This window comes from Neobacillus drentensis (genome assembly GCF_036962765.1).
In the GTDB taxonomy this organism is placed as follows: Bacteria; Bacillota; Bacilli; order Bacillales; family Cytobacillaceae; genus Neobacillus; species Neobacillus drentensis_C.
In genome coordinates this window covers 1-5555 of sequence record NZ_JBALOS010000145.1, presented here as the reverse complement: position 1 = coordinate 5555, position 5555 = coordinate 1, and the positions used below count along the sequence as shown (strand labels likewise).

Below are 5555 nucleotides of genomic sequence, written 5' to 3'. Positions count from 1 at the left end.
AATGACAGGGTACGGAATTATTTTTACTTATTTATCTCCATTCCTTTTAAATACTGTAGGTATGAGTGATCATCTTTTAAGCATTACTTTACTTGTTCTTGGAGTTGTAAGCTTATTTGGTTCTAAACTAGGTGGCTTAAGTGCAGATAAAAGAGGCGTAATTTTTACATTAAAAAGAGGGTTACTTGTAAACGTAACATCTTTAATCGTGCTTTCATTCATATCGCACTCAATTATTGCAGTAGTTATTATATTGACAGTCTGGTCATTTGCTGGATGGTCATCAGGTGCAACTCAACAATATAATTTAGCAACGATATCACCTGAATCCTCAGATGTATTGCTAGGTCTGAACCAATCGATGATGCAATTAGGTTTTGCGGTTGGTGCAGGTTTAGGTGGAGTAATTGTGGGGCAAATATCATTATCTTCCATTACATGGTTCAGTGCGTTAAGTGTTGTGTTTGCAAGTATTACAACATTTGGATTATCACGTTTCTTAAATTTTAAAAAGATAGTCAACCAAGGTTTTGTGGCACAAAAGCGGGCTTGATCAAATTGGGAGTCTTAAATCGTTATCTTTGCATTTTGTTTACACAAATTGGCTAGTTAATCGACATGGTTTTTTTGAAGTGGTTTAGTGTGTATTTACTTTTACTATAGCTCATCAGCACCTCATGTGTTACCACATACACTCTAGTCATGTGGAATGTTATCAGCCAGTCTAGAATGATTGTCCACATGATGGAACCCTTTATGAAATTCAATGACCTTCTTATTTCTATCAGATTTAAAAAAGCAGAATGATTAGTTCATCATTCTGCTTTTTATCTTAATAAATATCCCCGTTAAAGATAGAATTCTTAACTACTACATAATCTACATAGCGAATTGCTTCCAACTTGGTACCGCCTGCATAGGAAATGGAGGATTGAAGGTCTTGCTCCATTTCTTTAAGCGTATCCACTAACGAACCCTTATGACCCACTAAAATGCGCTTGCCTTCTACATTTTTTCTTTCGCCTTTTTGATATTCCGAGGCAGAACCAAAGTATTCTTTAAAGAGTTTTCCATCTTTTTCGATCGTTTCTCCTGGAGACTCCTCATGTCCTGCAAATAAAGAGCCAATCATAACCATCGTGGCACCGAAACGAATGGACTTGGCGATATCACCATGTGTGCGGATCCCTCCGTCGGCAATAATCGGCTTGCTTGCTGCTTTTGCACACCACCGCAGGGCAGCTAGTTGCCAACCGCCGGTCCCGAATCCAGTCTTAATCTTGGTAATACATACCTTACCGGGTCCGATCCCTACTTTAGTAGCATCTGCGCCTGCATGTTCTAACTCACGGACAGCTTCTGGGGTCCCGACATTTCCTGCAATGACGAAACTGGCGGGTATGTATTTCTTAATATGCTGAATCATCTGAATGACAGCATTGGAATGTCCATGTGCGATATCAATGGTTATAAATTCAGGTGAAATCTGTTCTTCGGCTAATTGCTGGATGAATCGGTACTCTTCCTCTTTAACTCCCACACTAATCGAAGCAATTAATCCGCGTGACTGCATCTCTTTAATAAAAGATCTACGCTTATTTGGTTCAAAGCGATGCATAATATAAAAGTAGCCATTTTCCGCCAAATAAATGGCAATCTTTTCATCAATAATCGTCTGCATGTTTGCTGGCACCACAGGCAGCTTAAATGTTTGTCCGCCAAACGAAACAGTCGTATCACACTCAGAGCGGCTATTTACGATGCTTTTTGCCGGAATCAATTGGATATCTTCGTAATCAAACACATTTTCCATAATTGTCCTCCTTAGATATGAACCAATCGTAATAGGTCGACAAACCCTCCGATCAATAATCTTTATACTTTTTTTAGAATTGGTTTAGAAGCGGTTTATCATTCGTGGTTATGATAAATAACTGAAGGCAGATTTATTCTCTTCGAAAAATAGCTTTAAGGAGATTTGCCCATGTCTATTAAGACGAGACTGCTGCTATCCTATATGGCCATGACCTTAATTCCCATCGTGTTGTTCGCCTTGATTGCTACAACTCTTGTTTCTGCTTTTTATAAGGATATGGCAGGAACCGGGGACGGGGAGGGAATACCTGCCTTTTGGGAGACCGCTAATCAACGCCGGGATTTGATTGCTGGCGTGAAGTTTATGGCACAAACAGACCCTAACCGATTCAACGACAACGAGTTTTTGAAGGGCACGGACGAACAATTGGATCGTGTTCATTCAGGACTTGTGGTGATGAAAAATAATCGAGTAAGCTACTCTTCTCCTTTTGTGAGCAGTCTTGATCTAAATACTGAGATCCAGGATATGCAAACGAGTCAGACACAAAATTATTGGGGGAAAAGTCGCTTTTCAGTGGAAAAGTACGATATCTCTTTAAGCAATCATACTTCTGGTTCTGTATATGTACTTTCTGACTTAAAACCGTTTTACAAGGAAGCAAAGAAGTTTTTCCCGCTGCTGGGATTGTCACTGCTTCTCGTCATTGTACTTACAAATGGTGTTCTGACCTTTTTAGTTTCCCGCAGTTTCATCAAACCTTTGTATACGTTAAAACATGCTGCAGAACAAATTAAAAAGGGGAATCTGGATCATAAGGTGAAGTTGGACCGCAATGATGAATTTGGAGAATTGGGGGCCTCCTTTGAAGAAATGCGTGCACGCTTGAACGAGTCGATTCATCTTCAACTCCAGTATGAAGAAAATCGGAAAGAACTAATTTCTAATATTTCACATGACTTGAAAACGCCGATTACCGGTATTAAAGCTTGCGTTCAAGGCATTCAAGATGGGATCGCAGATAAGGTTTCGAAAAGAGATAAATATATGAATATGATTGCCAAAAAAGCAGATGATATGGATCATTTGATTGACGAATTGATGTTGTATTCCAAGCTTGATCTAAGACGACTGCCATTTCATCTAGAGCCTCTGGACATTCATGCCTATTTACGAAATTATATAGAAGAATTACGGCTTGACCCGCGTATGGAGGAAATCAAGATGACGTTCTCTTCTGGCAGCGACAGACAGGTTCTCATTATGGGGGACCATGAAAAGCTGAGCAGGGTCATCATGAATATTATCGACAACAGTTTAAAATACATGAACAAGGCACAGAAGGAAATTAGAGTACAATTGTTCGACGACGAGGCAAAAGCTACGGTCCGCATTCAGGATAATGGACCAGGAATTAACAGGGAGGAACTCCTCCATATTTTCAATCGTTTTTACCGGGCAGATCCATCGAGGAATGCAAATACGGGAGGGACAGGCATCGGTCTTGCTATTGTCAAACAGATTGTGGAAGGGCATGGTGGGAACGTTTGGGCTGAAAGTCAAATAGGGGAAGGGACCAGCGTTTATTTTACGCTGCCAAAGATCAATCATGAGGGTGAACAAGAGTGAAACGAATTCTGATTATCGAGGACGATCAAGTCATTGTGGAAGTGGAAAAAGATTATTTGGAAGCAAGCGGCTTTGAGGTGGATCTTGCGACAAGCGGGGATCTAGGTCTGAAAAAGGCCGTGGAAGAGGAATATGATTTGATCATTCTCGATCTCATGCTCCCAAATACGGATGGATTTGAAATTTGCCGGAAGGTTCGACAAGCAAAAAACATCCCTATTTTAATGGTATCGGCCAAGAGAGAAGAAATCGATAAAATTCGCGGCCTCGGCCTAGGTGCCGATGATTATATAACCAAGCCCTTCAGTGTCGGCGAGCTAGTGGCCCGAGTCAAGGCGCATCTGGCCCGTTATGATCGGTTAATGACCGATAACTTCGCGAGACAAAAAGACGAAATTCGAAATCGGGGTATCCGTATTGATAAGGTATCTCGAAAAGTGTTCGTAAATGAAATGGAAATCCCGTTTACTTCGAAAGAGTTTGACTTGTTACTATTTTTGGCTATTCATCCGAACCGGGTGTTCAGAAAAGATGAGTTGTTTGAAAAAATCTGGGGCCTGGATTCTATGGGGGACCATGCCACGGTGACGGTGTTTATTGGCAAATTGCGTGAAAAAATTGAAACGAACCCATCTAAGCCGCAATATATTGAGACGATTTGGGGCGTGGGATATCGTTTTAATGGTTAGTGGAAGGAAGTTTGAGCGACCTAATCACATGTTGGTAAGGTCGTTTTTATATTCTAGAGAATGAACTGGTCATTTTTATACTTTTTTTATATTTCATTTAGAGTCCTTTTAGACATGCCTATTATCATTAAAAACGGAAATATTTTAGAGACAAGGGGTGAAAGGGATGAGGAAACTGAATCTTACCCAGAGAAAATGGCTGATCATCTTACATTTATTATTCGCTGCGATCATGTTTGGGGTATCTATTGTTTTTCTGATTCTGAGTATAACCGCTGCCAATACGAATGATGCTGGTGTGCTTAAGGCTTGTTATACCATTATGCATGTACTTTCCAAGACATCAGTTCGTGCATCAACGATAGGCACAGTGGTGACAGGTATATTACTATCTGTATGGACGCAATGGGGATTGTTCAGATTTTACTGGATTATTGTCAAAGAAGGGTTGACGATTCTCTCAATTTTATTGGGTCCCTTTGCTATGTATACTTTAACCCTAAAAGCAGTGACGCTGACGTCTAAGGGAGGGCTACACGCTCTATTGGATCCAGCGTTCACAGTAAACAAGTGGCAGCTCTGGATGGGCATTATCCTTCAGATTATTTCTCTTGTTTTAATGTTTGTGATTTCAGTGTTTAAACCATGGGGTCAGCGAAAAATGAAAAAAGCATCGAAACATGCTTAAAGATGAAGGGGAGCAAAGACATGATCAACAAAATAGGTAAGGGAAAAGGGGATAATATAAAAATGATTCAATTGAATAATCAGGAGTGTGTAGGTAGTGAAACCTAAAAAAAGTTGGTGGGTATTATTCATTATCTCCATTGGAGTAATAATTCCTTTTGTTGCACCTTATGTAACATTAGATCCTGACAATAGCCGTGTATCGATCACATCCAGCGGTCTGCAATTTCCCATGTTAATGGCTCATATTGTAACGGCTTGTGTCGCGTTACTATCTGGTTTTTTTCAATTCTTGGATCTTATTCGAATCAAAACACCTAAAGTCCACCGCTTACTCGGAAGAGTGTACATGTGCAGTGTATTAATAAGCGGATTGCTTGGTCTAATATATGTTCCTTATATTGAAAATTTCTCGAAAGCTGCTTCTTTTCTGGTCTTATCGCTTATCTGGCTTTTTACCTGCTGGAAAGGATATCGTACGGCAGTAAGAAAGCAATTTGCAGAACATCGTAACTGGATGATTCGTAGTTTCGGCATCACGTTGGTGGCAGTAAGCGGCCGAATAGTAGTACCAATTTTACTGTTAACCTATTACACAATAAACGGCTTCTCCCTTCCAAGCGGGAGAGAGAAAATGATCGAGGAAGTACTCAATGCTAATATATGGGTAGGGTTGATAGTAAATTTCATAGTCGTAGAGTGGGGAATCCTTCGTAAAGATGTTAGTAAAGGTG

5 protein-coding genes and 1 pseudogene are annotated in these 5555 nt (G+C 40.2%); 5 read left to right on the top strand and 1 reads right to left on the bottom strand.

The features are described 5' to 3' along the window. A pseudogene (locus tag V7137_RS18125) lies at nt 1-553 on the top strand (MFS transporter); the annotation flags it as partial. A 279-nt stretch (nt 554-832) separates the two neighbouring features. Here the strand turns inward: V7137_RS18125 and guaC are convergent. Beyond that, nucleotides 833-1813 (bottom strand): GMP reductase, encoded by a 981-nt coding sequence (gene guaC, locus V7137_RS18120; RefSeq protein ID WP_335699392.1) that lies wholly within the window; start codon nt 1811-1813, stop codon nt 833-835. A gap of 171 nt (nt 1814-1984) precedes the next feature. On the opposite strand from guaC, the gene V7137_RS18115 reads away from it, so the two are divergent. The 4 genes from V7137_RS18115 to V7137_RS18100 form a co-directional block, all read left to right on the top strand. Beyond that, nucleotides 1985-3445, top strand: coding sequence for a HAMP domain-containing sensor histidine kinase (locus tag V7137_RS18115; RefSeq protein WP_335699391.1), 1461 nt, complete (start codon nt 1985-1987; stop codon nt 3443-3445). Next, the gene (locus V7137_RS18110) at nt 3442-4134 is read left to right on the top strand and encodes a response regulator transcription factor (RefSeq protein ID WP_335699390.1); all 693 of its coding nucleotides are present in this window, start codon (nt 3442-3444) and stop codon (nt 4132-4134) included. Before V7137_RS18115 ends, V7137_RS18110 begins: the two co-directional genes overlap by 4 nt. A 166-nt stretch (nt 4135-4300) precedes the next feature. Beyond that, nucleotides 4301-4822 (top strand): hypothetical protein, encoded by a 522-nt coding sequence (locus V7137_RS18105; protein ID WP_335699389.1) that lies wholly within the window; start codon nt 4301-4303, stop codon nt 4820-4822. A gap of 96 nt (nt 4823-4918) precedes the next feature. Further along, nucleotides 4919-5555, top strand: a 637-nt coding sequence (locus tag V7137_RS18100; RefSeq protein WP_335699388.1) for a DUF2306 domain-containing protein, incomplete at its 3' end; no start/stop codon positions are given.